This window comes from Actimicrobium sp. GrIS 1.19 (genome assembly GCF_035984655.1).
Classification (GTDB): Bacteria; Pseudomonadota; Gammaproteobacteria; order Burkholderiales; family Burkholderiaceae_D; genus Actimicrobium.
In genome coordinates this window covers 54,687-80,805 of the sequence record NZ_JAXCHT010000022.1, presented here as the reverse complement: position 1 = coordinate 80,805, position 26,119 = coordinate 54,687, and the positions used below count along the sequence as shown (strand labels likewise).

General features: G+C 59.3%; 31 protein-coding genes, 1 tRNA gene and 1 riboswitch. Of the genes, 21 read left to right on the top strand and 11 right to left on the bottom strand.

From position 1 onward, the window contains the following. Positions 1-171: 171 nt before the first annotated feature. The gene (gene nrdR, locus RCH09_RS15265) at positions 172-645 is read right to left on the bottom strand and encodes a transcriptional regulator NrdR (RefSeq protein ID WP_326941976.1); all 474 of its coding nucleotides are present in this window, start codon (positions 643-645) and stop codon (positions 172-174) included. A 45-nt stretch (positions 646-690) separates the two neighbouring features. Continuing rightward, positions 691-1,935: a serine hydroxymethyltransferase gene (gene glyA, locus RCH09_RS15260; protein WP_326941975.1), complete on the bottom strand. Its 1,245-nt coding sequence runs from the start codon at positions 1,933-1,935 to the stop codon at positions 691-693. Between the two features lie 96 nt (positions 1,936-2,031). Then, a riboswitch (ZMP/ZTP riboswitch) is annotated at positions 2,032-2,138 on the bottom strand. Between the two features lie 136 nt (positions 2,139-2,274). On the opposite strand from glyA, the gene RCH09_RS15255 reads away from it, so the two are divergent. From RCH09_RS15255 to RCH09_RS15215, 9 genes are all read left to right on the top strand, one after another. Further along, on the top strand, positions 2,275-3,024 hold the full coding sequence (locus tag RCH09_RS15255; protein WP_326941974.1) for an SDR family NAD(P)-dependent oxidoreductase: 750 nt from the start codon (positions 2,275-2,277) through the stop codon (positions 3,022-3,024). Positions 3,025-3,037: 13 nt separating this feature from the next. Beyond that, a complete protein-coding gene (gene ybgC, locus RCH09_RS15250) occupies positions 3,038-3,475 on the top strand; it encodes a tol-pal system-associated acyl-CoA thioesterase (protein WP_326941973.1) in 438 nt (145 codons plus the stop codon). 62 nt (positions 3,476-3,537) lie between these two features. Next, entirely contained in the window at positions 3,538-4,239 is a 702-nt protein-coding gene (gene tolQ / locus RCH09_RS15245) for a protein TolQ (protein WP_326941972.1), read from the top strand. 2 nt (positions 4,240-4,241) lie between these two features. After that, positions 4,242-4,676, top strand: a complete 435-nt coding sequence (locus RCH09_RS15240) for an ExbD/TolR family protein (protein WP_326941971.1) — start codon at positions 4,242-4,244, stop codon at positions 4,674-4,676. Between the two features lie 79 nt (positions 4,677-4,755). Beyond that, positions 4,756-5,598 (top strand): energy transducer TonB, encoded by an 843-nt coding sequence (locus RCH09_RS15235; protein WP_326941970.1) that lies wholly within the window; start codon positions 4,756-4,758, stop codon positions 5,596-5,598. 7 nt (positions 5,599-5,605) lie between these two features. Beyond that, positions 5,606-6,865, top strand: a complete 1,260-nt coding sequence (gene tolB / locus RCH09_RS15230) for a Tol-Pal system beta propeller repeat protein TolB (RefSeq protein ID WP_326941969.1) — start codon at positions 5,606-5,608, stop codon at positions 6,863-6,865. Positions 6,866-6,901: 36 nt separating this feature from the next. After that, positions 6,902-7,429 carry a peptidoglycan-associated lipoprotein Pal gene (pal, locus tag RCH09_RS15225; RefSeq protein WP_326941968.1) on the top strand — a complete coding sequence of 176 codons (528 nt, stop codon included), beginning with the start codon at positions 6,902-6,904 and terminating at the stop codon, positions 7,427-7,429. A gap of 17 nt (positions 7,430-7,446) precedes the next feature. Continuing rightward, positions 7,447-8,208 carry a tol-pal system protein YbgF gene (gene ybgF / locus RCH09_RS15220; RefSeq protein ID WP_326941967.1) on the top strand — a complete coding sequence of 254 codons (762 nt, stop codon included), beginning with the start codon at positions 7,447-7,449 and terminating at the stop codon, positions 8,206-8,208. Between the two features lie 117 nt (positions 8,209-8,325). Next, a tRNA-Lys gene (locus RCH09_RS15215) sits at positions 8,326-8,401 on the top strand. Positions 8,402-8,497: 96 nt separating this feature from the next. On the opposite strand, the gene RCH09_RS15210 is transcribed toward RCH09_RS15215, so the two are convergent. Beyond that, positions 8,498-8,719 carry a hypothetical protein gene (locus RCH09_RS15210; protein WP_326941965.1) on the bottom strand — a complete coding sequence of 74 codons (222 nt, stop codon included), beginning with the start codon at positions 8,717-8,719 and terminating at the stop codon, positions 8,498-8,500. Positions 8,720-8,781: 62 nt separating this feature from the next. Beyond that, entirely contained in the window at positions 8,782-9,105 is a 324-nt protein-coding gene (locus tag RCH09_RS15205; RefSeq protein WP_326941964.1) for a hypothetical protein, read from the bottom strand. 105 nt (positions 9,106-9,210) lie between these two features. Here RCH09_RS15205 and RCH09_RS15200 point away from each other — a divergent pair, with 105 nt between their 5' ends. The 10 genes from RCH09_RS15200 (at position 9,211) to RCH09_RS15155 (ending at position 17,917) form a co-directional block, all read left to right on the top strand. Continuing rightward, the gene (locus RCH09_RS15200; RefSeq protein ID WP_326941963.1) at positions 9,211-9,513 is read left to right on the top strand and encodes an antibiotic biosynthesis monooxygenase family protein; all 303 of its coding nucleotides are present in this window, start codon (positions 9,211-9,213) and stop codon (positions 9,511-9,513) included. A 22-nt stretch (positions 9,514-9,535) separates the two neighbouring features. Then, positions 9,536-10,969, top strand: coding sequence for an exodeoxyribonuclease I (gene sbcB / locus RCH09_RS15195; protein ID WP_326941962.1), 1,434 nt, complete (start codon positions 9,536-9,538; stop codon positions 10,967-10,969). Between the two features lie 73 nt (positions 10,970-11,042). Beyond that, on the top strand, positions 11,043-11,933 hold the full coding sequence (locus RCH09_RS15190) for an RMD1 family protein (protein ID WP_326941961.1): 891 nt from the start codon (positions 11,043-11,045) through the stop codon (positions 11,931-11,933). Between the two features lie 16 nt (positions 11,934-11,949). Next, positions 11,950-13,890 carry a S9 family peptidase gene (locus tag RCH09_RS15185; protein ID WP_326941960.1) on the top strand — a complete coding sequence of 647 codons (1,941 nt, stop codon included), beginning with the start codon at positions 11,950-11,952 and terminating at the stop codon, positions 13,888-13,890. Between the two features lie 28 nt (positions 13,891-13,918). Continuing rightward, positions 13,919-14,302: an MAPEG family protein gene (locus tag RCH09_RS15180; RefSeq protein WP_326941959.1), complete on the top strand. Its 384-nt coding sequence runs from the start codon at positions 13,919-13,921 to the stop codon at positions 14,300-14,302. A 5-nt stretch (positions 14,303-14,307) separates the two neighbouring features. Next, positions 14,308-14,547 carry an RNA-binding S4 domain-containing protein gene (locus tag RCH09_RS15175; protein ID WP_442785045.1) on the top strand — a complete coding sequence of 80 codons (240 nt, stop codon included), beginning with the start codon at positions 14,308-14,310 and terminating at the stop codon, positions 14,545-14,547. Between the two features lie 14 nt (positions 14,548-14,561). Next, positions 14,562-15,188, top strand: coding sequence for an alpha-ketoglutarate-dependent dioxygenase AlkB family protein (locus RCH09_RS15170; protein WP_326941958.1), 627 nt, complete (start codon positions 14,562-14,564; stop codon positions 15,186-15,188). Between the two features lie 60 nt (positions 15,189-15,248). After that, on the top strand, positions 15,249-16,133 hold the full coding sequence (ypfJ, locus tag RCH09_RS15165; protein WP_326941957.1) for a KPN_02809 family neutral zinc metallopeptidase: 885 nt from the start codon (positions 15,249-15,251) through the stop codon (positions 16,131-16,133). Positions 16,134-16,548: 415 nt separating this feature from the next. Next, positions 16,549-17,115 (top strand): hypothetical protein, encoded by a 567-nt coding sequence (locus RCH09_RS15160; protein ID WP_326941956.1) that lies wholly within the window; start codon positions 16,549-16,551, stop codon positions 17,113-17,115. A gap of 103 nt (positions 17,116-17,218) precedes the next feature. Next, complete coding sequence (locus tag RCH09_RS15155) at positions 17,219-17,917, top strand: hypothetical protein (protein ID WP_326941955.1); 699 nt, start codon at positions 17,219-17,221, stop codon at positions 17,915-17,917. A 33-nt stretch (positions 17,918-17,950) separates the two neighbouring features. Here RCH09_RS15155 and RCH09_RS15150 read toward each other — a convergent pair whose 3' ends face one another. Genes RCH09_RS15150 through RCH09_RS15140 form a run of 3 tightly spaced genes read right to left on the bottom strand, consistent with a single transcriptional unit; the run spans position 17,951 to position 20,367 of the window. Further along, entirely contained in the window at positions 17,951-18,418 is a 468-nt protein-coding gene (locus tag RCH09_RS15150; protein WP_326941954.1) for a DoxX family protein, read from the bottom strand. Between the two features lie 30 nt (positions 18,419-18,448). Then, complete coding sequence (gene bufB / locus RCH09_RS15145) at positions 18,449-20,071, bottom strand: MNIO family bufferin maturase (protein ID WP_326941982.1); 1,623 nt, start codon at positions 20,069-20,071, stop codon at positions 18,449-18,451. 41 nt (positions 20,072-20,112) lie between these two features. Then, positions 20,113-20,367, bottom strand: coding sequence for a BufA1 family periplasmic bufferin-type metallophore (locus RCH09_RS15140; RefSeq protein ID WP_326941953.1), 255 nt, complete (start codon positions 20,365-20,367; stop codon positions 20,113-20,115). 278 nt (positions 20,368-20,645) lie between these two features. On the opposite strand from RCH09_RS15140, the gene RCH09_RS15135 reads away from it, so the two are divergent. Then, positions 20,646-21,311 (top strand): DsbA family protein, encoded by a 666-nt coding sequence (locus RCH09_RS15135; protein WP_326941952.1) that lies wholly within the window; start codon positions 20,646-20,648, stop codon positions 21,309-21,311. 60 nt (positions 21,312-21,371) lie between these two features. Here the strand turns inward: RCH09_RS15135 and phbB are convergent, their stop codons facing one another. Together phbB and RCH09_RS15125 are read right to left on the bottom strand one after the other, a co-directional pair. Further along, positions 21,372-22,112 (bottom strand): acetoacetyl-CoA reductase, encoded by a 741-nt coding sequence (gene phbB, locus RCH09_RS15130; RefSeq protein ID WP_326941951.1) that lies wholly within the window; start codon positions 22,110-22,112, stop codon positions 21,372-21,374. A 57-nt stretch (positions 22,113-22,169) separates the two neighbouring features. Further along, positions 22,170-23,345 (bottom strand): acetyl-CoA C-acetyltransferase, encoded by a 1,176-nt coding sequence (locus tag RCH09_RS15125; protein ID WP_326941950.1) that lies wholly within the window; start codon positions 23,343-23,345, stop codon positions 22,170-22,172. A 523-nt stretch (positions 23,346-23,868) separates the two neighbouring features. Here RCH09_RS15125 and RCH09_RS15120 point away from each other — a divergent pair. After that, the gene (locus RCH09_RS15120) at positions 23,869-24,048 is read left to right on the top strand and encodes a hypothetical protein (RefSeq protein WP_326941949.1); all 180 of its coding nucleotides are present in this window, start codon (positions 23,869-23,871) and stop codon (positions 24,046-24,048) included. Between the two features lie 95 nt (positions 24,049-24,143). On the opposite strand, the gene RCH09_RS15115 is transcribed toward RCH09_RS15120, so the two are convergent. Beyond that, positions 24,144-25,121 carry a peptide ABC transporter ATP-binding protein gene (locus RCH09_RS15115; RefSeq protein ID WP_326941948.1) on the bottom strand — a complete coding sequence of 326 codons (978 nt, stop codon included), beginning with the start codon at positions 25,119-25,121 and terminating at the stop codon, positions 24,144-24,146. Further along, positions 25,121-26,119, bottom strand: a complete 999-nt coding sequence (gene dppD, locus RCH09_RS15110) for a dipeptide ABC transporter ATP-binding protein (protein ID WP_326941947.1) — start codon at positions 26,117-26,119, stop codon at positions 25,121-25,123. Before dppD ends, RCH09_RS15115 begins: the two co-directional genes overlap by 1 nt.

Sequence of the window (26,119 nt, the reverse complement as noted above, 5' to 3'; positions counted from 1 at the left end):
CGTCAACCCCTTTCGCTACCCAATTTCGCACCGTACCGCGTAACAAAACCAGACAACAAACCGACCAGCACCACAACCTCTTCTTGCCCGCCTTTTGACGGGAGCCGAACTATATCAAAGCCCCTTGAAGATTAGCAAGCGTTTCCGGCCAACCAATCAATATAAATCGTATTACGGTTTTTTTTCGGATTTGCGCTCCTGCCCGATCTCGGCGATTGCATCCTGAAATTCGGTGACATCTTCAAAACTCTTGTATACCGACGCAAAGCGAATATAGGCAATCTTGTCGAGGCGACGCAGTTCGCGCATGACGAGTTCGCCGATATGCCCCGACATGATTTCACGCTCGCCGCTGGACCGGATTTTTTCCTCGATGCGATGGATTGCCGCGTCAACTGCCTCGGCAGAAACCGGTCTCTTGCGCAGCGCCAGCATCAGACTGCCGCGCAGTTTGGAAGAATCGAAGTCCGTTCGGCTACCGTTCTTCTTCACGATCGCCGGCATGGTCAGCTCGATGCGTTCGTATGTCGTAAACCGTTTTTCACAACTGGCGCACCGCCGCCGTCGGCGGATCGAGTCACCTTCCTCGGACACTCGGGTGTCGAGGACTTGTGTTTCATCGTGCTGGCAGAATGGGCATTTCATCTTGCACGCGCGCCAGGCGAATGACCGTCGGCGCGCTCCACGTTATCAGCCGTAAACAGGAAAGGCCTTCGTCATTTCCTGAACCTGCGCCTTGACGCGCTCGATCGTCGCAGCGTCGTGCGGATTATCCAGCACATCCGCAATCAGATGCCCCACCCGCGTAGCTTCGATCTCGGTAAAGCCACGTGTTGTCATCGCCGGGCTACCCAAACGGATACCCGACGTCACAAACGGCTTTTCCGGATCGTTCGGGATGGCGTTCTTGTTGCATGTCATGTGCGCCGAACCCAGAATGGCCTCGGCTTCCTTGCCGGTGATGTTCTTGGCGCGCAGATCGACCAGCATCACATGCGACTCGGTGCGACCGGACACAATCCGCAAACCGCGCGAGATCAATGCTTTGGCCAGGGCATCGGCGTTCTTCAGGACTTGCTCCTGATACGTCTTGAATTCAGGTGCCAAAGCTTCCTTGAAAGCCACTGCCTTGCCTGCGATCACGTGCATCAGTGGGCCGCCCTGGATACCAGGGAAGATCGCCGAATTGATGATTTTCTCGAACTCGGCCTTCATCAGAATGATGCCGCCACGTGGACCGCGCAAGGATTTGTGGGTCGTCGACGTCACAAAATCCGCGTGCGGCACCGGATTGGGGTAGACCCCGGCTGCAATCAAGCCTGCGTAATGCGCCATGTCGACCATGAAATAGGCACCGACCTCTTTCGCAATTCTTGCGAAACGTTCGAAGTCGATGCGCAATGAATAGGCCGAAGCGCCGGCGATGATCAGCTTTGGCTTTTTCTCGCGCGCTAGCGCCTCCATCGCTTCGTAATCAATTTCTTCGGCAGCATTCAAACCATACGACACAACATTGAACCACTTGCCCGACATGTTCAATGGCATCCCGTGCGTCAAATGCCCACCTTCGGCCAGCGACATGCCCATGATCGTATCGCCCGGCTTGAGCACGGCAAAAAAGACGCCCTGATTGGCCTGCGAGCCCGAGTTCGGCTGCACATTGGCAGCTTCTGCACCAAACAGCTCTTTGATCCGATTGATTGCCAGGGTTTCGGCCATGTCGACGTATTCGCAACCGCCGTAATAGCGCTTGCCTGGATAGCCTTCGGCATATTTGTTGGTCAGTTGCGAGCCCTGCGCCTCCATGACCGCCGGTGACGTGTAGTTCTCGGAAGCGATCAACTCGATGTGATCCTGCTGGCGGGTGGTTTCAAGCTGGATTGCTGACCACAGTTCCGGGTCAACCTTGGCGAGGGTAAGATTTTTATTGAACATGACATACTCCAATCGATGAACGTGCAATACGATATTGCATGGATCGAGTGAGGGCCGATGGAAACGGACAGGCAGCCTCATTCGTGCGTTCCATTTTTGGGCTGCCCAGGCGAACGGCTAAATGAAATCTCACGTTCCCCGGTGGTATCCACCTTATTGGCAGCCCGATGCGGGCTGCGTTTTCGCCAGTCACGTGAGACGAAATGGTCCCAAATTGTAAGGGAACCCAGACTATTGAGCAAGGCGCGCCGTGATTCAAGGGATAACCGCAGCGGCACTGGCCGCGCTTTCGGCTACAATTTTGCACATTCTCAGCCAGCCTCCAGTAAAGGAAAACTCATGATCGTATTACTTACCGGCGCCACCTCGGGCTTTGGGGCTGAAATGGCGCGCAAGTTCGCCAGTAATGGTCACAAGGTCATTGCCACGGGTCGACGCAAGGAGCGCCTCGATGCACTGGGCGCTGAACTGGGCGGGCAATTGCTCGCTGTTGAAATGGATGTCACCAGCAAGGCGTCAATTACCGCCGCCCTTGCCTCCCTGCCCGATGCATGGCGCGACATCGACGTCCTGATCAACAATGCCGGACTTGCGCTGGGTGTCGAGCCGGCCCAGCAAGCCTCGCTGGAGGACTGGGAAACCATGATCGAAACCAATTGCAAGGGACTGGTCACGATGACGCGCCTGATGCTGCCGGCCATGGTTGCGCGCGGCAGCGGCACGGTGATCAACATCGGCTCGACCGCCGGCGCCTATCCCTACCCCGGTGGCAATGTGTATGGCGCAACGAAGGCGTTCGTCGATCAATTCACCGTCAATCTGCGCGCCGATCTGGTCGGGACCGGCGTACGGGCGACCAATATTGCGCCGGGCCTGTGTGGCGGCACCGAATTTTCCAATGTCCGCATGCGTGGTGACGACGCCGCAGCCGCCAAAGTGTACGAGGGCACGGTCCCGCTCAACGCCGGCGATATCGCAGACACTGCGTTCTGGATCGCGACGCTGCCGGCCCACGTCAACGTCAACTACATCGAGATGATGCCGACCTGCCAGGGATTCTCACCGTTCACGATCAAGCGCAATCCATGAACATTGCATTCCGATGAGCGCATTGCCGCAAGCCGCTCCTGAAGGTGCGTTTAGCTGGTCGGTGCGTGTCTACTATGAGGACACCGACGCCGGCGGCGTCGTCTTCTACGCGAACTACCTGAAATTTTTCGAACGGGCGCGCACTGAATGGCTGCGTGAACTGGGCGTCACCCAATCAACGCTGACGCAAACGGACGGTGTGATGTTCGTCGTCAAGAGCACCAGCGTCGACTATCATGCCCCGGCGCGACTTGACGATGAACTGAAACTGACAGTCATGGTCGAACGTCTCGGACGTGCCTCAGTGCAATTTTTGCAAGAAGCATGGCGATGCTCTGCGGCAGGCCGGGAATTGCTGGCAGTCGGGCGCATCAAAGTGGGTTGTGTCAGTTGCGCGACCTTCCGTCCAAATGGTATCCCGCGCCGCGTCCTCGATTGTCTGCAACCCTGATCCGATTTAACGCCCTGAACCGTATTCTCAATGCATAAGCAGTATCAACCAACAAAAAATCAATGACCGTCACTCAAGATCTTTCCTTCCTCGCGCTGATCACCAACGCGTCCATCCTGGTCCAGCTGGTTCTGGCGCTGCTGATGACCGTTTCGCTGATGAGCTGGACCTACATTTTCCGCAAGATGTTTGCGATCAGCAGCGCGCGCGCGCAGACCGAAGAATTCGAACGCGCTTTCTGGGCCGGTGGCGATCTCAATACGCTGTATCAGGATGCCGCGTCGAACCGCCGCCGCACCGGTGGCGAAACCGGTGCGCAGGAGCGCATTTTTGCTGCGGGCATGAGTGAATTCAACAAGGGCAAGGCATCGGCATCGCAACGCAATTCCGGCGACGGTGCACCGTTGATCGACGGCGCCCGTCGGGCGATGCGGGCGGCCTATCAACGCGAAATGGATGCCCTTGAATCGCACCTGTCATTTCTTGCCTCGGTGGGATCGGTGTCGCCGTACGTCGGCCTGTTTGGTACAGTGTGGGGCATCATGAATGCCTTTCGCGGCCTGGCCAACGTGCAACAGGCTACGCTTTCGGCGGTGGCGCCCGGCATCGCCGAAGCGCTTGTCGCAACTGCCATCGGCCTGTTCGCTGCGATTCCTGCGGTCGTTGCGTACAACCGCTTTTCCCATGACATCGACCGCCTGGCAATTCGTTTCGAAAGCTTCATCGAAGAGTTCTCGAATATCCTCCAGCGTCAGGTGCGCTAACCATGAGCTCCTCGTTACGCAGCAACCGCAGCCGCAAATTCAAGGCCGAGATCAATGTCGTGCCGTACATTGACGTGATGCTGGTATTGTTGGTGATCTTCATGGTCGCGGCGCCGCTGACGAATCCGGGTGTTATCAATTTGCCGACGGCCGAAAAATCATCCTTGCCTCCGTCCGAGTACATTCAGATTTCGCTCAAGCCTGACGCCGCCGCGACCATCGGCATCAACGGCCAGAAAAGCGGCGGCGCCAAGCCGGAATCGGCGAGCAGCCGCAGTGATTTACTGCAGAAATTGCGCGCCATTCACGAAGCCAATCCCGATCTGCCGGTCATGATTTCGGGTGACAAGGAAAGCCGCTACGACGACGTCATCCAGCTGATTTCCGAAGCGAAGAAATTTGGCATTGTGCGGGTCGGACTTGCGACCAAGTCCTGACATGCCGATGAAAGACGGCACACCTCCTTCGGTTCCGCGAGAACCCGGGCGAGCACGCGCGATCGCATTGGCCGCGGCCATGCATGCCGTGTTGCTGGCCTTCCTGTGGATCGGTGTGCGCTGGCAAAACGAAACCCCTATTGCCGTCGAAGCAGAAGTGTGGAGTCCCCAGATACGCGAGGCGGCGCCGCTTGCACGCCCGGAACCAAAACCGCAAGCGGAAGAGAAACCCGCGCCAACGCCCAAACCGATTCCAAAGGTCGAGCCGCCAACGCCGTTGGTGAAGCCGGTCGATCCCGACATCGCGCTGGAGCAGGAGAAAAAGCGCAAGGCCGAACAGTTGAAAGAACGCCTCGAGGAAGAGCGCGAGCAGAAGCTGAAAAAGCAGGCCGACGAGAAGCGGCTCGAGAAGGACAAACAGGACAAGGTCAAGCTGGAGCAGGCAAAACTCGACAAGGAGAAGACTGAGAAAGCCAAACTTGACGCCGAGCTCAAGAAAGCCGAGCTCGACAAGAAGCGCAAGACCGATGACCTGGACAACAAGAAGCTGGCGAAAATTCGCGATGAAGAAATGCGCCGCATTGCCGGCGGCGCCGCGGTCGGCACCGGTGGCTCCGGTGACGCGCCGAAAAGCCAGGGGCCGCGTGGTGACCCGAGTTATATCCAGAAAGTCGGCGCAAAGATCAAATCGAATACCGTTTTCAATGTGCCCGAAGACACAGAAGGCAATCCCGCGGTCGAGTACGCTGTCGATCTGTTACCGGATGGATCGGTACGCGGGATCAGAAAAGTGAAATCCTCCGGCTTGCCCGGTTTCGACGAAGCAGTGTCACGTGCGATTGAAAAATCGCAACCGTTCCCCCCTGACAAATCGGGTATCGCGCCGTCTGGCTTTACCGTGTCTCACAAACCGAAAAATTGATCTGCCCATGAAAAAACTATTCATCGCCACCTTCGCCCTGTTGCTCACCAACGCCGCCGATGCGCAACTGCGTATCGATATCTCCGGCGTCGGCGCCAATCAGATTCCGATCGCGATTGCCGGCTTTGCCGACGAATCCATCGCCCCTGCGCAAGTCAGTGCCATCATCAAGGAAGATCTGGCACGCAGCGGACTGTTCAAAATCATCGATGCCAACGCCACCTTGTCCGAGACCGCGGCGATCAACTACGGCGACTGGAAATCGCGCGGCGCCGATGCGCTGGTGGTTGGCAGCGTGCAAAAACTCGCCGATGGCCGTTACGACGTGCGCTATCGCCTGCTCGATACGGTCAAGAGCGCCTCGCTGTCGGCCTTGTCGCTGGCTGCGCCGGAAGCCCGAACACGTGTCACCGCACACAAGATCGCCGACGATATTTTTGAAAAGCTGACCGGTGCACGCGGTGCGTTCGCCACCCGGATCGCCTATGTGACCAAGTCCGGGAAGGAATATCGCCTGGAAGTTGCCGATGCCGATGGCGAAGACATCAACGTCGCGCTGCGCTCCAACGAGCCGATCATTTCACCAGCCTGGTCGCCGGACGGCACCAAGGTCGCGTATGTCTCGTTCGAGAACCGGAAGCCGGTCATTTACATTCAGAATCTGGTCACGCGGCAACGCACCGTGCTGGCCAACTACAAGGGCAGCAATTCCGCGCCATCGTGGTCTCCCGACGGCACCCGTCTGGCTGTCGCCTTGTCGCGTGATGGCCTGACCCAGTCGTACATCGTCAATGCAGATGGCAGTGGACTGCGACGCCTGACCAACACCAGCGGCATTGACACCGAACCGCAATTCTCCGCTGATGGGCAGACGATTTACTTCACCAGTGACCGCAGCGGCGGACCACAAATTTACAAGATGAGCGCCAGCGGCGGCGAGCCACAGCGCGTCACCTTCAAGGGCGCCTACAACATCAGCCCGCGCGTGTCGCCGGATGGCAAGACGCTGGCCTACATTTCGCGGCGCGACGGCAGCTTCCAGCTGTTCGCACTGGACCTGTCCAATGGCCAGGAGCTGCGCTTGTCAGATACGACCAAAGATGAGTCACCGAGCTTTTCGCCAAACGGCAAATACATCATGTACGCCACCGAATCGGGCCGCCGTGGGTCGCTTGCGGTAGTATCCGTCGATGGTCGGATCAAGCAACGTGTTACGACTCAGGCTGGCGACATTCGCGAGCCGACCTGGGGCCCATTCATCAAATAATTCACCGTCACACCCAACCATCATCAGGAGAAATACATGCGTACCTTGTCGACCCTTGCCGTGATCACCATGAGCGCCATGCTGTTTTCAGCATGCTCATCCACCAAACTTGACGAAAAACCACCGGTCGAAGATCGCGGCGGGAAATCGGGCGCCAACACTGCGCCGGTTGACACGCGTGCGGTCAACACGGTCAATGCCGGATCCGTCGATCCGCTGGATGATCCGAAAGGCGTGCTGGCCAAACGCAGCGTGTACTTTGATTACGACAGCTACACCGTCAAGGACGAGTTCAAATCCGTGATCGAAGCGCATGCCAAATATCTGAGCGCCAACAAATCACGCAAGGTCATCATCCAGGGCAATACCGATGAACGCGGTGGCCGTGAATACAATCTGGCACTGGGTCAAAAGCGTTCGGAAGCCGTGCGCAAGGCGCTGAGCCTGCTGGGTGTCCCTGAAGGCCAGCTTGAGGCAGTTTCGCTGGGCAAGGAAAAACCAAAGGCAACGGGTAGTGACGAAGCAGCATGGGCAGAAAACCGTCGCGCCGACATCGTTTATTGATGCACTGATTCATGACCATGACGCCCTTCAAAAAAACCATCTTTGCCGCGTTGCTCGTCAGCGCGGTTTCTTCCTTCACCCTGCCCGCGCGGGCCGGACTGTTTGACGATGAAGAGGCGCGCAAGGCCGTGCTCGACATACGCCTTCGCATCGATGCGCTGCGGCGCGAGACCGAAGGCAAACTCGACGCGAAAGCGGACAAGAACAGTTTGCTTGATGTCGCCGGCCAGAACGAGCAACTGCGTCAGGAAATCGCAAAACTGCGTGGGCAAGTGGAGCTGTTGACCAATGAACTGGCCAATACCCAGCAACGACAGAAGGATTTCTATGTCGATCTCGACACCCGCTTGCGCAAGCTTGAACCGCAAAAGCTGACTGTCGACGGCAAGGAAACCAATGTCGAGCCAGCCGAGCAGAAGGCCTACGATGCGGCGTTATCCGTGTTCAAGGCAGGTGATTACAAGACGGCCAGTGCGCAATTTGTCGACTTCATGCGGCGCTACCCGCAATCCGGGTTCGCCCCATCGGCGCAGTATTTTCTGGGTACGGCCTACTACGCGCAACGCGACTATCGCAATGCCATCACCGCGCAACAGGTGGTCGTCAAAACCTACCCGGACAGTCCGAAGGCAGCGGATGCCTTGCTCAACATCGCCAGCAGCTACGCCGAACTGAAAGAACGCTCGGCGGCGAAAAAGGCGCTTGAGAGCCTGGTTGCACAGTATCCGAATACGCCGGCTGCGCAAACAGCCAAAGAACGACTCGCGGTACTGAAATAACAGCAGCATCCGGTTCGCCGGCCGCAATGAAAAGTTGAGTCACAGGCAAAATAGTTCCCGTAATCTTGCCGCAGCGTTTGACAGACGAGGTCATAGTTCTTATAATCTCGTTCTTTCGGGTCGTTAGCTCAGCTGGTAGAGCAGCGGACTTTTAATCCGTTGGTCGCAGGTTCGAATCCCGCACGGCCTACCACGAATATCATGAAACCCACCTGACTTTGGTCCGGTGGGTTTTTTGTTGTCTGCCGCTGCCATCGCGAAAGCGACGGCAACATGTCATATCAGCGGGTCACAGCGCCAGCTTGACCACCGTCACCCGATTGATGAAGAACTCGCCGTCGATACAGGTCCGATGCGGCACGCCGGCAACCTGAAAGCCGACACCACCCTCCTCGATCCAGATATTGGCCAACACGTCGAACTCCTGTTCGCTGACACCGAGCATCGGCGCGGTGATGACGAACCTGGCGCCTTCCTTTTGTCGCTTGACGACATCTTCTATTTTGGCCATGCGGTTTCCTTGCTGTTGCGGACGTACTGTTGCTGAATCAAGGGCGCATCATACCGTGGTCTTCATGCCTGCCAGACGCCATAGCCGGCTTCGCGCAATCCGATCGCCACTTCGACTTCCATATCGCGCGCGGCGTGGTACGGCATCGGATTGTAGATTTTATACAAGTGCGGCAGCAAGCGCAGGCCGTAGGTGAACACAAACTTGTTCGATTGAATGCCGGCCTTGTGCTTGTCAAAGCGCAGGTCCGGATTCAAGCCGGTCATGCCGACATACACGCACGGCCGCCCCGGCAGGTAGTCCGGATTGGATCGCTTGAAGCGCGCCTCGTACAGCACATCGGGCGAAAGTTCGATCACGTAGACGTGGTGGTGGGGACGGGGCATGGCAAGGCAATCAGACAGGATGTCCGGACTCTAACGCCAACGCGCACCGCCCGCCAGTAGTTCAATGGGATAATCACATCCCGTACACTTTTTGACTGGACCACCATGATTCTCGAAATCGCTGACATCCGCATCCAGGCCGGCAAGCAGGACGAGTTTGATAGCGCCATCCAGCGCGGTCTGGACCAGGTCATCCGCAATGCGGTTGGCTTTCAGGGCTTCAAGATCAACAAAAGCATCGAGTCGCCGGAGCGTTACGTGCTGATGATTTACTGGGACACGCTCGAAAACCACACGATTGACTTCCGCGAATCAGCCGCCTTTGCCGAATGGCGCGCGATCGTCGGACCGTTCTTCGCCGGCCCACCGGTGGTCGAGCATTTCACCCTGCTGGCCAAATCTGCCTGAGTGCAACACCAATCGGATCACGATGTCTTCACATACCTTTCTCTGGCATGACTACGAAACCTTCGGCATCCAGACACGGCGCGACCGGCCGGCGCAATTTGCCGCCATTCGCACCGACGCCGAACTTAACGAAATCGGTGCGCCGATCATGCTGTACTGCCAGCCCGCCAATGATTACCTGCCCGATCCGCAATCGTGCCTGATCACCGGGATCACGCCGCAACTATGCCTTGAGCGGGGACTGCCGGAATATCAATTCGCCGCCGCCATCGAGCAAGCCTTCAGTGTCGACGGCACGGTCGGCGTGGGCTACAACACGATCCGGTTCGATGACGAGATCACGCGCTTCATGTTCTGGCGCAATCTGATCGATCCGTATGCGCGCGAGTGGCAAAACCGTTGCGGCCGCTGGGATCTGCTCGACGTGGTGCGGATGACGCATGCATTGCGCCCGGACGGCATCGTCTGGCCGCAGCACGAGGACGGCAAGCCGAGCTTCCGCCTCGAACAGCTGACCGTCGCCAATGGCATCGCCCACGAAGCTGCCCACGATGCGTTGTCCGATGTGCGCGCCACCATTGCACTGGCGCGACTGATTCGCACGCAGCAACCCAAGTTGTTCGACTTCTGCTTTGCGCTGCATAAAAAAGATCGGGTCATGGCCGAAATCGGCCTGCCGGCACGCAAGCCGTTTTTGCACGTGTCGGGCATGTTCGCGACCGAGCATGGCTGCCTGGCGGTGATGTGGCCGCTTGCAGTGCATCCGACCAACAAGAATGAAGTGATTGGCTGGGATTTGTCAGCCGACCCGAGCGAGCTGGCGCAACTCGATGCCGCCGCCATCCGCAGGCGCCTGTTCAGCAAGGCGGCCGATCTGCCGGAGGGCGTGACGCGGTTGCCGATCAAAACCATTCATCTGAACAAATCGCCGATGGTGGTGGGCAACCTGAAGACCTTGACGCCCGCCATGGCCACGCGTTGGAACATCGATCTGACGCAGGCGCTGCACCATGCCGACATCGCCGCCGCCCTGCCCGACATGAGCGATATCTGGCAGCAGGTGTTCGAACGCCCGCCGGAACCGAGCCCCGACGTCGACGAGGATTTGTACGGCGGCTTCATCGGCAACGGCGATCGTCGCCGTCTGACCGAACTGCGTGCGCTGGCACCGGCAGCGCTGGCGAGCGCGCGCTTGCATTTCGACGATGCGCGGCTGGAAGAACTGGTGTTTCGCTATCGTGCCCGCAATTTCCCGTCCACCCTCACGGATGACGAGATGCAGCGCTGGGAGTCCCATCGTAGCAGCCGGCTGTTCGACGGCAGTGGCGGCGCACGCAGTATCGATGCGCTGTTCGGCGAAATCGACCACCTGTCCGCCAATGTCGATGCACGCGGCGAGGAAATTCTGGTGGCGGTCTACGATTATGTCGAGCTGATTGCGCCGGAACCGCAATGACGGCGGCGATGGTGACGGCATCGGGCTGCGAATTCGGTTATCTTGGCGACAGCCCAATGCACATTGACCCAACATGAATCGATTGCTGCCCTCTACCCGCAAGCCGCGCTCACGCGCACCCGACAACAAAGGCACCGGCGAGCCGATGGCAAAGAGCGCACGACCGCGGCCGCCCAAACTGCTGATCGCGCTGGACCACTTCCAGGCCAGCGCACTGATCATCGCCGAACGCATCGACATCCGCACCACCGGGCATATCCCCATCATCGGGCAATCACCGTGGATGACGCGTTTGCCCGGCGGTGGCGTGGCGGCGATTTTCCGCTACGGCGCGCTGGCATTGTTTGCCGAAGAGCCGGGCGATCGCGCCTGGCTCATCAGCGGGCTGAGCGACAACATGAGCGGCGTCGGCGATGCGCTGACCGAGGAAACCGTCTGGGTCACCATCGACGGACAAGCCGATGAAGGCCCGTATGGCTCCAAGGTGCGCATTCGCAGCGCCGATCTGGAACGCCTGCAATTGCTGGCCGAAGCCCTGTCCAAAGCGGCCATGCTGTCGTTTCAGGAACGCCGCGCCGCCAGTGACTTCGATCGCATCGAGCCACTGGCGCAGGACCTCGCCGACGACGGCAAGTTTTCAGTAAAATCCAGCGAACTGTTGAAAGCCGTGGGCAGCATGCTGCTCTCGGAGCATCGCCTGACCGGACGCGCCGAAGTCATGGATCGCCCCGATGTCCTGTGGGACAACCCGCACCTCAACGGTTTGTATGCCCGGCTCGAAGGCGATTATGAATTGCGTGAACGCGCCGTCGCGCTCGATCGCAAACTGGCCACGCTGTCGCGCACCGCCGAAACCCTGGTCGAAACGGTGCGCTATCAAAGCTCGCACCGGGTCGAGTGGTACATCGTGTTGCTGATCCTGATCGAGCTGGTGGTGGCAATGTGGGGCAAGTTGTTTGGATAACCGGAACGGGACTGGCATGAATACCAACGCATCACAGGTCGCGCCATTTGGCAGCTGGACCTCGCCGATTACATCGGCGGCAATCGTCGCCGAGTCGGTTGGACTGGATCAACCGGCCATCGCCGGCGATGCCATTTTCTGGATCGAAGGTCGCGCGCGCGAACAGGGCCGCAGCGTCATCGTGCGCGCAAACACCGAGGCCCCCGCCACCGACCTGACCGCGGCCGGATTCAACGTCCGCACGCGGGTGCATGAATATGGCGGCGGTGCGATGCTGATCAGTGGCGACACGATCTATTTTTCGAACTATGCCGATGGTCGCCTGTTCCGCCAGCGCGGTGCCGACACGCCGACGCCACTGACGGCGGAAGGCCCGATGCGCTTTGCCGATGCCGTCCTCGATGAACGGCGTCAACGCCTGATTTGTGTGCGCGAAGATCATTCCGAAGGTGTGCGCGAGGCAGTCAATACGCTGGTGGCCATCGACCTCGCCGACGGCGGCCAGACCATCCTGCAACAAGGTTGCGATTTTTATGCCGCGCCGCGCCTGAGCCCGGATGGTTGCACGCTGGCCTGGCTGAGCTGGGACCATCCGAACATGCCATGGGATGGCACTGTGCTGTGGTGCGCCGAGATCGGCCCCGACGGCACGCTTGCGCCGGCCAGCGCGATCGCCGGCGGCATCGACGATCCGGTGTTCCAGCCAACCTGGTCGCCCGCCGGTGAACTGCATTTCATCTCTGAACGAAGCGGCTGGTGGAATCTGTACCGCCGGCGCGGCGGCGCCGCACAGGCCCTGTGTCCAATGGCAGCCGAGTTTGGCCGGCCGCTCTGGGTGCTTGGTATCTCGACCTACGGTTTCGATGGCGATGGTCGCATCGTGTGCAGCTACGCACAGGATGGCGACTGGCATCTGGCCATCCTTGATCCTGAATCCGGCGTGCTGGACGAGATTGCCACACCGTTTCGCAAGATCAGCGACCTCAAGGTCGGCACCGATTTCGTGGTGTTCATCGGCGGTGCGCCGACGCTGTCGGACGCCGTGGTCCGGCTCGATCTGCGCACCCGCACGCACCACATCCTCAAACGCGCCATCTCGCTGCAGGTCGACCCGGGTTATCTGTCGGTGCCGCAGGCCATCACTTTCCCGACCACCGGCGGCCGTGACGCCCATGCCTTTTTTTACGCCCCGGCCAATCGTGACTTTGTCGCTCCGGCTGGCGCCAAACCACCGCTGCTGGTGTTCAACCACGGTGGCCCGACTTCTGCCGCCAGCGCCACCCTGAATCTGTCCATCCAGTTCTGGACCAGCCGCGGCTTTGCCGTGGTCGACGTCAACTATGGCGGCAGTACCGGCTATGGTCGCGCTTACCGGCAACGCCTCAATGGCAACTGGGGCGTGGTCGATGTCGACGATGCGTTGCATGCTGCGCGCTACCTGGTTGCGCGCAACGCCGCCGATGTTCGCCAGCTGGCGATTCGCGGCGGCAGCGCAGGCGGCTACACCACGCTGGCAGCGCTAACGTTTCACGATGACTTCAAGGCCGGCGCGAGCTACTACGGCGTCAGCGATCTGGAAACGCTGGCGGCTGACAGCCACAAGTTCGAGTCGCGTTATCTGGACAGCCTGGTCGGCCCGTGGCCAGCGCAACAGGCGCTCTATGTGGCACGCTCGCCGATTCACTTTACCGAGCGCCTGTCGGCGCCGCTGATTCTGTTCCAGGGCATGGACGACAAGGTGGTGCCGCCAGCGCAGGCGCAGGTGATGTACGACGCAGTGCGCGCCAAAGGCCTGCCGGTGGCGTACATCCGGTTCGAAGGCGAGGCACATGGATTCCGGCGCGCCGAAAACATTCGCCGCGCGCTGGAGGCCGAATTGTATTTTTATGGCCGCGTGTTTGGCTTCGTTCCGGCCGATGTGATCGAACCGGTTGTCATCGATAATCTGCCCGACTGAATTTCTCAACCCACTTCACAGGAACAATATGCCGCTCGCATTCTGGTGCATTCTGATCGCTGGCATTCTGCCGGTCCTGACCATTGGCATTGCCAAAGCGGGGCGACGCGACTTCGACAATGCCGAACCGCGCGCCTGGCTGGAGCAACAACAAGGCTTGCGACGTCGCGCCGATTACGCCCATCGCAATCATTTCGAAGCCTTTCCGTTCTTCGCCGTCGCCGTCCTGGCGGCAACGCAGCTCGATGCCGATCCGTTCTACATCGATGCGCTTGCTATCGTCTTCGTCCTGGCCCGCCTGGCCTACACCGCGTTCTATCTGGCCGACAAACCGAGCCTGCGCTCAGTGGCCTGGTTCGTTGGTTATGCCAGTGTGCTGGGACTGTTCGGCGTTGCCGCATTCGGGTCATGACGGCCATGACGCGATCACGACAACCCATCCAGCAACTCGACTTTGCCTTGAATGACGAGTACGTCGAACTCAACCAGTTGTTGAAACTGGTTGGCATTTGCGACAGCGGCGGCGCCGGCAAGATGCTGGTGGCGGGCGGACATGTGTCAGTCGACGGTCAGATCGAATTGCGCAAGACCTGCAAGATCCGCGCTGGACAGGTGGTTAGCCTGGACGGTGTGCGCATCAGGGTCAATGCCCCCTGATACGGATTACGACCATGCATCCGGATCACAACCTGTTTTCGGCTCCCGTCGCCGGACTCGAACGGCTGCCACTGCCTGACGCCGAGATCCATTTTCAACCTGACTTTTATGGCGCCAGCGAACGCCATGCGATGTTCCAGGAACTCAGCGCAAGCACGGCCTGGCGCCAGGAGCAGATTACGCTGTTCGGCAAACGCCATTGGCAGCCGCGACTGGTGGCTGCACATGGCGACGCGGGGACGCAGTACACCTATTCCGGCCTGACCCTGCCGATGCATCCCTGGAGCGCCTTGCTGCAGCAGATCAGGCGCGATATCGAAGCGGCCAGCGGGCGAACGTTTAACAGCGTGCTGCTGAATCTGTACCGCAATGAGCAGGACAGCATGGGCTGGCACAGCGACGATGAATCCGAACTGGGACCGGCGCCGGTGATCGCCTCGTTGAGCCTGGGTGCAACCCGAATCTTCAAACTCAGGCACAAGACGCGGCGCGAATTGAAGACCGCAGCGCTGCCGCTCACCGACGGCACCCTGCTGCTCATGGCTGGCGCGACCCAGCAGCACTGGAAACATGCGGTCGACAAGGAACGTGGGCCGGCCGGAGCGAGGATCAATCTGACCTTCCGGCTGATCGTACGCTGAAGCACCGAATTCCGGTTTTGGCTGTGCTATAAACAGCCCATTCAACACGAGGACTGCATCATGAAATGGGACGGCAATCGCGAAAGCGACAATGTGGAAGACCGGCGCGGCGATGACTCCGGCGGTGGCGGCGGCGGCTTCGGATTTGGCGGACGCTCGGTTGGCATCGGCACCATCGTCCTGGCGCTGGCGGGGTCGTACTTCCTCGGCATCAATCCGATGACGGTGATTAATCTGCTCAGCGGCAATGGCGGATCGATCGCACCCGCCCAGCAATCGCCTGCACGCGCCCCGCCCGCCAGTGATCAGGCGGCGCGCTTCGTCAAGGTGGTGCTGGCCGACACGGAAGATGTCTGGACCCAGTTGTTTCAAGCCCAGGGAAGCCAGTACGTCAGGCCGAAACTGGTGCTGTTCAGTGGCAGCACGCAGACCAGCTGCGGCCAGGGACAGAGCGCCGCTGGCCCCTTTTACTGCCCGGCCGATCAGAAGGTGTACATCGATTTGAGCTTTTACAAACTGATGCGTGAGCGTTTTCATGTCGAAGGTGAATTTGCCCAGGCCTACGTGATCGCGCACGAAGTCGGGCATCACGTGCAAAACCTGATGGGCATTTCCGACAAGGTCGATGCAGCCCGGCGCAATGCCACACCAACCCGTTCCAATGCGTTGTCGGTCAGACTGGAATTGCAGGCTGACTGCTTTGCCGGCGTCTGGGCCTACCATGCCAACGAAGCGCGTTCCATTCTTGAAAACGGCGACGTCGACACCGCATTGAACGCCGCCACCGCCATCGGCGACGATGCGCTGCAACGCCAGGCCCAGGGTCATGTGGTGCCGGATTCGTTCACGCACGGCAGCTCGGAACAACGCGTACGCTGGTTCAAGCGTGGCATCACCAGCGGCAAGGTGTCCGAGTGCGACACCTTTCAGGCGCGCCAGCTGTAGTCTCGGACGACCACCGCACGCGGGCAAAAAACAGGGCGAACCAAACGCCCTGTGCGGCCACCCACAACGGCAACTCAACACTGCAGGCGCAGCGGTTGCCGCCTTTCGTCCATAAAATGACAATTTATTATTTTATCGACGAAAAAACATCCTTATTTCATCAGCCAATGGCATTTTCTGGTTAAAATCAGAGCGCGCCTTATGGTTACAAGAATGGCTGTTTTATGGATTCATGCGTACCTGTCATGAACCGGATTCCAGGCCGCCCGCCAAAGCCGCCCTGTTGAGGACAACCAGCCTGCGGTGTTCGTGCGAACAAAACCCGCGGCGCAAACGCAGCATGGAAACCGTGTCCATCCGGCGTCACGTTCAAGGTCCGGGCGGTCAACATCAATATTTTTTCGGTGGAGCATTCATGAATATCAAAGCCGGCGAAGAGGATGCCATCTCATCTTCAAGCAAGGCGCGCGTCGTCGTTTCGGCGCGCGAGGGCATTGTCGAAATTGAAGGAAGCGAAGTCTTTGTTGCGGATCAGTTAGCGCGACTCAAGGTCGTCATCAGCCAGGTCATTGCCTCCAACGCCAATTGGCGCAATGCGCCGGAAAGCAAACCGCCAGCCGGATCGAGCCCGTCGGTACCGGTGCCGCAGGCCCTGGAGGGGTTCTCCAACCTGTACACCCAATCCAAAGGCAAGCTGCGTTTGCTGAAGGAGCTTCCGGGCAACAACAAGGCCAACAAGACGGTCAATGCGGCGCTGCTGGTGGCCCACGCCAATGCCTTGATGGGAACCGAACACACGACGCTCGACACGATTCGTTCCGTTTGCAAGGAGCAGGCATGCCACGACTCGAACAATTTTTCGGCGACGTTAAAACGTGAAAAGGAGCTGTTCGTGCACAGCGGCAGTTTGCACATCACCCTGAGTCCGGCTGGACGCGAACGTGCACGGCTGCTGGCAAGTCAACTCAACGACCTGACATGAAGTAGCGTCAACAAGATCGGATTCTCTCCGCAGCACAACCTTTGTGATTTGCAAAATGTCTCCTAAAATGTGTAGTCACCTGTCACATTCTTCGGAGCCAACGATGGACCACGAGTCAGCAAGAAGACCAAGTACCGATCTCGAAGAAGTCAATGAACGCGTTCGCAGGGAAGTGATGAAGGCGATCGAGCCCTATGGCCAGCGACCGGTGTCGGACCTGGTCGACATGTCTGACAATGAGCGCACCAAATGGCTGTTCTGGAATCTGCACGAAAACCTCGATGAGGTCCGTGCGCTCGAACCCTCGTTGATTGGCCAGGTGATTCGTACCCAGCTGACGGTCAGTGATGGCCAGTCGATGTGGACCGACAAATTCGGTCTCGAAAAGCGCGCCGAATTCAGTTGCAAATGGCAGTTGCTGCTCAAGCCATCCAGTTACGAGGCCGAACAGGCCTACTCGATCAGCGAAGGATGGATCGACCTGTTCATCGGCGACAGGCCGCCACCGCATCCCTCGCTGCAACCCGGACAGAAAGGCTACCTGGATTCGGACAGTGCGTTGTATCCAAATCAGTTGTTCCTGTACGGCTGGGTCAGCGAAGGCGTCTGGCAGGAAATCAAGGCCCAGTTGTACAACGCCAGTTCGAACTGTCACACCGATATTTTCCTGCGCGACAATTTCCTGTTTCCGGTCAAGCCCGGGCTCGGCTTTCTGAGCGGGCCGGCCGGCTCGATCGGCATCACCAATATTGAATTCCGCACTTCATCGCAACCACGGTTAACGTCGTGGGTCAGGTCGTAGGGCGCAAGTCCGGCAAGGCGCCGCAGCGCCTTGTCAGACCTTGCCGGACGGGCTTTTCAGCATTGCATCAAGCGAGGCGCGGCCCGGTCCAAACGCCGCAATCACCAGCAACAGCAGGCCCCAATAAAAGTGGTCGTTGATCGCTGCCGGGCATTCGAACATGAAAAGCTGCGGATACGAAATCACCGCCATCAGATTGACCACGAACAGACCAATGGTGGCCGGTCTGGAAAACAGGCCGACGGCCAGCAACAGCGGCAGTAGCAACTCACCGCCTGCCCCCATTGCCGCAGCAAATTCCGGCGGCAACACGGGAACGTGATATTCATCGCGGAACAGCGACAACGTCGCGCTCCAGTCACCTACCTTGACCAATCCCGCCTTGAAAAACTGCCAGCCCACAAAGAGTCGGATCGCCAGCACCAGCAGCGAACCGGCGATGTGATCGATTTGTTTGTCGAAGCGTGAAACGCCATGGTGTAGCCGCAAGAAAGTATGCATCGGATGATTGTCATGTAAAGGAGAGGAAGATCACACTTCCATTGCGACCAGCACGCCATGCCTGATCCATTGTTGCAGCCATTTTCCCGGATCGAACTCCGACTCGACCGCAAGCGCCGCATCGAGCGCATCACCGAGGGTCGCGCCCTGCTGCACATGCTGTAGCGCCGTATGGGCGCCACGACTCAGCGGCAACAATGTCGCCTGCCATTGCGGGCGCACGGTGACGGCATAGTTGTTCTGCGCGAGTAATTCCGGCATCGCCGCGTCTTCTCCGGTTTGATGGGCAAGCCATATGTCCACGACGGCCCATTCGGACGCGATCAAGGTGCAGGCCGGATGGATGGTGAAGCGAACCTGATCGAACTGTTCCGGCGTCAACGATGCCAGCTCCGCGGAAACCAGCGGCGCCGCACCGGCTTCATGATGGGCGCGATGCAGCGCCCACTCGCAACGGGCGACATCCGGGAAGTACGGATACTCGGCAACATGACGGAAGCTGGCCAGAAAATCTGCAAACCGCTCGCCGTACCGATTCAGATCGCCGTCTGTTGACGGATGCGCCATGCCGAAGGCACGCGCCAGCGCGGCAAAAAATTCCTCGCCGACCAACGCCTGGATGACAGGATAGGCGCCGCTCAATGTCTTGTCCCAGGTTGCTCCGAGATTGCCGCGATACAGGGCCAGGCGTTGCGCCGCGAGTGCCTGGTCGCCTTTGAACATGGGCAAGACGTCAGTCTGCGCTGACAGGTCAAACAAGGCGTTCGCCATGCCTGCCTGGGCATCGGCCAGGGCGGCTGCGGGCGCCTCCATTGCGACACGCGCGGCGATGTCGCGGGCGTGCTGCGCTTCTGCCAGCAACACGGCCAGTTCAGGAATATCGGTATCCCACTCGATCAGCGTCGACACGGGTCCGAAACGCCGCAGCGCCTGTTCGTACAGCAGCCACACCGCGGGGGCGACTACCGCCCCATGATTGTCGATGACCGCATCGGCGGTGACCAGGTGTCCGGCCAGATGCATCTCACCGACGCAGCCTGGCGGCAGTGCCTGCAGCGCCGCCAGCGGATCCTCGCCATGGTTCCGCAAATTGACGTACAGGTTGTTGATATCAAGCAGAATGCCGCACCCGGTGCGGGCTGCCAGCGCAGCGAGAAATTCCGCCTCGCTCATGGCATCGGCGGCAAAGCGCAAATAGGTTGATACGTTTTCGATCAGTAGTTGCCGTCCCAGCGCTTGCTGCACGCGGTCAACCCGATGGGCGACCAGCAGCAGTGCTTCCTGCGTCAGTGGCATCGGCAACAGATCGTTGAGGTGCCGGTCATGCACGGCTCCCCAGCACAAATGTTCGGAGATCAACGCCGGCTCAACCCGCCGCACCGTGTCGCAGACACGTGCCAGATGCGCCTCCGAAAATCCGTGCGCCGATCCGATTCCCAGACCCACTCCGTGCAGACTGATCGGGTACGCGTGCCGGAGTTGTTCCAGCACATGCGCATCCCAGCCGCCTGCCTCAAAATAATTTTCGGTATGAACTTCAAGCCAGTCGACCTTCGGCCGCTGCTCAAGGAATTCCCGATAGTGCGCGGCCCGCAAGCCGACCCCGAAACCCAGTGTCCGGGATGCAGGACGCTGTGCTGGAATGGCGATCATGGTCAAGGCGGGTCCGCGTTGATGCGATTGCGTGCTGCGGATTACTTCGGCGCTGCGGTTTTGCCGCCGAGCTTTTCGCAGGTGCCCTTGGCAACATATTTCCATTCGCTTGCATCCATGTCTTTCTTGCCTTGACCAGCGCAGGAGTGCGCGCCGGTGGTCGATGCGCAATCATTCTGGCCGGCCTTGGCGATACCAAAACATTTTTCCTTGTCATCGGCTGCGTGCGCAGTGGAAATGCCACCGAGGCAAACAGCGGACAGGGCGGCGGCGAGCATGGCTTGACGTGAATTCATGATGATTTCCTTGAAAGGTGGATTGAAAAAGCACTGGGTGCCGGTGAAACTGATCTTCAGTCATGCGAGGCGTCGATTTCCTTACACCCGATTGCAGACTGATTTCAGGTGCTTCGATACTAGTCCATTCAACGCCCGACGATCAATGCCGAAGACATTCACTTACTTCCGCAAAGGCGCCCCGGGCCGCATCGCTTCAATTCACATCGAAACCTGATGCGACGCCGTGCGCGATCCCTTACACTTTGCCCACCCATCTTTTTTGAAAGCGCACACCAATGACCAAGCTCATTTACATTGCCGATCCAATGTGTTCCTGGTGCTATGGCTTCGGACCGGAGTTGTCGGCGCTGCTGGACGGATTGCCGGGCCTGCGGGTCGAGATCGTGCTCGGCGGTCTGCGCGCCTATAACGATGCGGTGATGGATGAGGTGATGCGCACCGAGCTGATGGCACATTGGCAAAAAGTCCATGATGCCAGTGGCCTGGCCTTTTCCGACCAGACGGTGATGCAGGAGAATTTCATCTACAACACGGAGCCGGCGTGTCGCGCCGTGGTTGCTGCACGCCAGTGGGCGCCGGATGCAACGATGGCGGTGTTCCAGGCAATTCAGCAGGCGTTTTATGTCGATGGCCGCGATGTGACGCGCGCCGAAGTCCTGGCCGAGGTGTGCAGCAAGGCACTCACCGCCGCCGGGGCGCCGATCGACGCCGCCGGGGCGCCGATCGACGCCGCCGCGTTCGCGGCATTGTGGGAGTCCGACGAGATCAAACAGGCAACCCATGCCGACTTTGCCCAGACCCGGCACTGGAATATCACAGGCTTTCCGACGCTGGTGCTGGAACGCGATGGTGCGCTCGACATGGTTACCTCGGGCTTTACAGCGATGCCAAAGCTGGTTGAACAATTGCAGGCGCTGGTCGACCGTCAGACCGCGGCGTGACAAAAAAAAGCGCCGCACTGTTTGCAGTGCGACGCCGAACACCTTGAACCGAACCCCTGATCAGGACATATGCTGTCCGCCGTTGATGGCAATGTTGGCACCGGTCAGGAACGCTGCTTCATCCGACGCAAGATACGCGACCAGACCTGCAACCTCCTCCGGCTTGCCCAGACGTGCCATCGGAATCTGCGGAATGATCTTCGAGTCCAGCACTTCCTGCGGAATCGCCATCACCATCTTGGTCCCGATATAGCCGGGGGAAATCGTGTTGACGGTCACGCCCTTGCGGGCCACCTCCAGCGCGAGCGCCTTGGTGAAACCGTGCATGCCGGCTTTGGCGGCCGAATAATTGGTTTGCCCGAACGCGCCCTTCTGGCCGTTGACCGACGAAATGTTGATGATCCGGCCCCAACCGCGCTCGACCATGCCATCGCACACCGGCTTGGTCATGTTGAACACCGAATCCAGATTCGTGCCGATGACCGCATCCCAGTTCGGCTTGTCCATTTTCTTGAAGGTCATGTCACGGGTAATCCCGGCATTGTTGACCAGCACATCGATCGGTCCCACTTCGCTTTCGATTGCCGCGGCGCACTGCGCTGCGGAATCGTAATCTGCCACGTCACAGGGATAGGCGCGAAATTTGTAGCCAAGCCGGTCCATCTCGGCCAGCCATTCATTGGATTTGGTGTTGCCAGGCGAATACGTCGTGACCACCTGATAGCCGAGGGCGGCAAGTTTGATGCAGACTGCCTCGCCCAAGCCGCCCATTCCGCCTGTTACCAATGCTACTCGTGCCATGTCTGTCTCCTCGATAAGTGATTGAAAACTCTCCGTGTGCGGGTCTGTGCCGACCCTTTAACGCTCAATTGCCAATGCCACGCCCATGCCGCCGCCGATACACAAACTGGCCAGGCCGCGCCGGGCATCGCGCCGGATCATTTCATGAATCAGCGTCACCAGAATGCGGCAACCTGATGCACCAATCGGATGGCCCAGTGCGATCGCACCGCCATTGACGTTGATCTTGCTGGTATCCCAGCCCATCTGCTTGTTGACAGCGATGGCCTGGGCGGCAAAGGCTTCATTAATTTCGAGCAGATCCAGATCCTGGTGGGTCCAACCGGCCTTCTTCAAACACAATTGCGCGGCCGGCACCGGGCCCATCCCCATGATGCTCGGATCGAGTCCGGCCGATGAATACGCCTTGATGCGCGCCAGTGGCTTCAGGCCCAATTGTTCCGCCTTGGCAGCCGACATCATCATCACGGCAGCGGCGCCATCATTGAGTCCGGAGGCATTGCCCGCCGTCACGGTGCCATCCTTGGCGAATGCCGGACGCAAGCCGGACAACGATTCGATGGTGGTGCCCGGCTTGATGTATTCATCAGCGTCGAACACGATCGATCCCTTTTTCTGCGCTATTTCAAGCGGCAGGATTTCGTCCTTGAACTTGCCGGCTTTCTGCGCCGCTTCGGCCTTGTTCTGCGACGCCACCGCGAAGGCGTCCTGTTCAGCGCGCGAGATGTCGTACTTGCTGGCGACGTTCTCGGCGGTGGTGCCCATGTGATAGTGATTGAAGGCGTCCCACAGGCCGTCGACGATCATGGTGTCGACCAGCTTGGCGTCGCCCATGCGGAAACCATCACGCGATCCGTTGAGGACATGCGGCGACGCGCTCATGCTTTCCTGGCCGCCGGCAATGATGATATCGGCGTCGCCGCAACGAATTGCCTGGGCGGCAAGGTGGGTCGCTTTCAGCCCGCTACCGCACACCTTGCCGATGGTCATGCCGGGGACCATGTCTGGCAGCCCGGCGTGAATCAATGCCTGGCGTGCCGGATTCTGGCCGCACCCGGCGGTAAGTACCTGGCCCATGATGACTTCACTGACCAGCTTCGGATCGATCCCTGTTTGGGCGAGCAAACCCTTGATGACGTGGGCGCCGAGATCGACAGCGGAAATTTTTGCCAGCGTGCCACCGAACTTTCCAACTGCGGTTCTGAGGGCTGCAACGATGACGACTTCGTTCATGAGATTCTCCAAAAAGTCTTGTGATGATGATGGCGGCAGAAGCCGCCACGCCGGACCGGAAATGCAGTCTGGCGTCAGCGTTGCGATACCGGGGACGCCATCGGCGCACTGAGTATTGCGCATTTCGCATCAGACCGATAGGGGGCGAAAATTGACCTGGACGAAACAGTGTCGAAGTAATTGCAGAATCGATTGGGTGCGTCGCAGCATTTGGAGCGCCGGTTTTGCGCGCAGTGTCCTCGCCTGGCGGCCCGCATCAGAAATGCGGCACTGCAGCGCGACAGGTTCGTGCGCGGTCCCGGCAGATCCACAAAGAAACAAAAAATCCGCGATGAAATACTGCGACCGATCAGAAGCCAACGGCATTGGCCGGGGGTGGTGCCGGCGCTTTGTGGCAAAATGGGTCGGCGCGCTTGCAATTCCATGCCTTCGAGTCCGGTCGGGCGCGTTACTGAAGGCAAAACCCGCAGGGCAATGTCGCGGGCAATTTTCTTGGAGATCGACTTTCAATGGAGTTTCTTAATTGAACAATCTCAATAAGAACAACTACAGCAACACAGCACTTCTTAAAGAGTTGATGACTGCACCGCCGATGACTGCTGAACAGCATGCGACCATCATCCGGAAACGGATCAAGGATCGCCGCATGATCGAAGAAGCACGGGAAAAGAAAACGGAAGCAGACGATCAGTTTGGCAGCTGACCGACAGCGTTAACGCAAAGGGGTGAAATTGCACGACGATGCAGCAGGCTCGCTGCGACGGGGAAACTGACAGCCGGAATTGTCGCCCTCCCGGATCAGTTGATCTCCGCCACCCGGTGGCATGCCACCAACCGCCCCTCGATGGGCTCCAGCTGCGGCACCTCAATCCGGCAGCGCTCGACTGCAAACGGACAACGCGTATTGAAGGCGCATCCCGGTGGCGGTGCCAGCGGTGACGGCAACTCGCCAGGCAACATGATTTTTTCCTGGCGTTGGGACGGATCGATGCGCGGTGTGCTTGCCAGCAAAGCTTTGGTGTACGGGTGCAGCGGCCGGGAAAACAGTTCCGCCTTGCCACCGTGCTCGACTGCCTTGCCCAGATACATCACCATCACCTCATCGGCGATGTGCTCCACCACCGCCAGATTGTGCGAAATAAACAGGTAGGCCACGCCGCTGGCTTGCTGGATATCCATCAACAAATTGAGCACCTGTGCCTGGATCGACACATCCAGTGCCGACACCGGTTCGTCGGCCACGATCACGGTCGGGTCCAGCATGAGCGCGCGCGCGATGGCAATGCGCTGACGCTGTCCGCCCGAAAACATGTGCGGATAGCGGCCGTAATGCTCCGGCCGCAAGCCAACCTGCTGCATCATCGCCAGCGCCTTGTCGCGCCGTTCGGCCTTGCTCAGATCGCGGTTGATTTCGAGCGGCTCTTCCAGCATCGCACCAATCTTCTTGCGCGGATTCAGGCTCGCATACGGATTCTGGAACACCATCTGCACCAGCGGACGCACCCGTTTCAATGTGGCGCGGTCAGCCTCGGCGATATTGACGCCACCCATCCACAAGGCGCCTCCGGTAGGCGGTTCGATCATGGTGATCTGCCGCGCCAGCGTTGACTTGCCGCAACCGGATTCGCCCACCACGGCCAGCGTTTTGCCGGCGGTGAGGATGAACGAGACGCCATCGAGCGCGCGCGCCGAGGCCTTCGGTTTCAGAAAGCCCTGCGAGACGGCGTAATGTTTGGAGAGATTTTTCGCTTCGAGCAGAACCGTCGGAGTCGTCATCAGGCAGCCTTTTGCCAATTGTTGGTCGGGACACCGGCTGTGTCGAGCGGGAAATGGCAACGCACCTGCACCGCGCCGGGACCGCTGAGCGCAGGACGTTCACGGTGGCACCGTTCCGTCGCATACATGCAGCGCGGGCTGAGCAGACAGCCGGTCGGACGATCGTACTGGCCCGGCACCACCCCCGGGATGGTTTGCAAACGCGCCTTGCCGATATTGTGTTCAGGCAGCGCGGCCAGCAGGGCCTGCGTGTAGGGATGCTGCGGCGCATTGAAAATATCCGGTACGCGGCCGGTCTCGACCACCTGTCCGGCATACATCACCACCACGCGTTGCGCGGTTTGCGCGATCACCGACAGGTCATGCGTGATCAGCATCAGCGCCATGCCGCGCTCGCGCTGCAATTGCAGCAGCAACTCCAGCATCTGCGCCTGCACGGTCACGTCCAGTGCCGTGGTCGGCTCATCGGCGATCAGCAAACGCGGATTGCAGGCAATCGCCATCGCCACCATCACGCGCTGGCTCATGCCGCCGGACAGTTGATGCGGATACGCATCCAGGCGGCGCTCCGGGTCGGGAATATCGACCTGCTTCAACAGCGTCAGTGCGCGTGCGCGCAATTCGGCCTTGCTGCCGCCCTGGTGCACGTTGAGCGTTTCCATCAATTGGTAGGCCACCGTGAAACACGGGTTCAGGCTGGCCATCGGATCCTGGAAGATCATCGCGATGTCCTTGCCGAGCAGATTGCGACGCTCGCGCTCAGGCATGGTCAGCAGGTCGCGGCCGTCGAAAGCCATGCGCTCGGCCTTGACCCGGCCCGGATAATCGATCAGTCCCATCAGCGCCAGCGAGGTCACGCTCTTGCCTGAACCGGATTCGCCGACGATGCCAACCACCTCGCCCTGTTCGATGCACAGGTCGAGGCCGTCAACGGCGGTGAACGGGGATTTCTCGGAGCCGAATTCGACCCGCAGATTCTTGATATCAAGCAGCGCCAT